The organism is Acinetobacter sp. YH12128 (assembly GCF_013418655.1).
GTDB lineage: Bacteria > Pseudomonadota > Gammaproteobacteria > Pseudomonadales > Moraxellaceae > Acinetobacter > Acinetobacter amyesii.
This window is the reverse complement of the sequence record NZ_VPBO01000061.1, coordinates 1-1,325: the sequence shown is the minus strand read 5'-3', so window position 1 is coordinate 1,325 and position 1,325 is coordinate 1. Positions and strand designations below refer to the sequence as shown.

General features: G+C 41.9%; 1 protein-coding gene and 1 pseudogene. One reads left to right on the top strand and one right to left on the bottom strand.

Features of this window, described 5'->3' with window-relative positions:
- Positions 1-84: pseudogene (locus FTU64_RS16205) on the top strand (IS5/IS1182 family transposase); the annotation flags it as partial.
- A 123-nt stretch (positions 85-207) separates the two neighbouring features.
- Here FTU64_RS16205 and ahpF read toward each other — a convergent pair.
- Positions 208-1,325 (bottom strand): alkyl hydroperoxide reductase subunit F (gene ahpF / locus FTU64_RS16200; protein ID WP_180060304.1); only part of this gene is annotated, 1,118 nt, incomplete at its 5' end.

Here is a 1,325-nt window from a genome sequence, read left to right as displayed (position 1 = left end):
ATTGCCACAAGATACGATAAGCTAAAACGTAACTATCAAAGCGCTGTTGCTTTAGCTTGTATATTTATATGGTTGCCTCTTTAGCTCAATTTATCGGCTGTAAATGTCAACACACCCTAATAATTTATAAATGAAACAAGACATGAATTTTCAGTCATAAAAAAAGCCAGTTCGAAAACTGGCTTTTGCTGTTCTGTTTAAACTGAATTATTGACCCGAACGGATGATGTAATCAAAAGCAGACAATGATGCTTTCGCGCCTTCACCTGTAGCAATGATGATTTGTTTGTACGGTACTGTTGTACAATCACCGGCAGCAAATACACCTTTTACATTGGTTTCGTTACGCTCGTTAATTACGATCTCACCACGGTTTGAAAGTTCAACCGCTGTTTCTTTTAAGAAATCAGTATTTGGTAACAAACCGATTTGTACGAAGATACCAGCCAATTCTATCGTTTTGATTTCATCTGTTGCACGATCTTTATACTTTAGTGCAGTGACTTGTGAACCATCACCGACCACTTCTGTAGACAATGCATTCATGATCACAGTGGTATTCGGTAAGCTGTTTAACTTGTCTTGAAGCACTTGGTCAGCACGAAGCTTAGTATCAAACTCAACTAGCGTTACATGTTCCACAATACCTGCAAGGTCAATCGCCGCTTCGACACCTGAGTTACCACCACCAATCACCGCAACACGTTTACCTTTAAACAATGGACCGTCACAGTGTGGGCAGTATGCAACACCACGTGTACGGTATTCTTGTTCACCCGGAACGTTCATTTCTCTCCAACGTGCACCTGTTGAAAGAATCACTGTTTTAGATTCAAGTTTTGCACCATTCTCTAAAGTCACTTCAACTAAGCCATTGGCTGTTTGGTCAGCACCTTTGATGTCAGATACACGTTGCAAGTTCATAATGTCCACACCGTACTCACGTACATGTGCTTCCATTTCAGCAGCAAACTTAGGACCTTGAGTCTTTTGAATCGACGTGAAGTTTTCAATGTCCATCGTATCCATGACCTGACCGCCCATGCGTTCAGCCACGATACCTGTTTTAATGCCTTTACGTGCTGCATAGATTGCAGAAGTATTCCCCGCAGGGCCGCCACCAATCACAAGAACATCAAAGGCTTCTTTGGCATTTAACTTTTCAGCATCTTTTGCGGCAGAGTTGGTGTCTAATTTAGCAATGATTTCTTCCAAGGTCATACGACCTTGACCGATGTGGTTGCCGTCTTGGAATACCATTGGTACAGCCATGATTTTGCGTTCTTCCACTTCTTCTTGGAAGAATGCACCATCAATCATGGTTG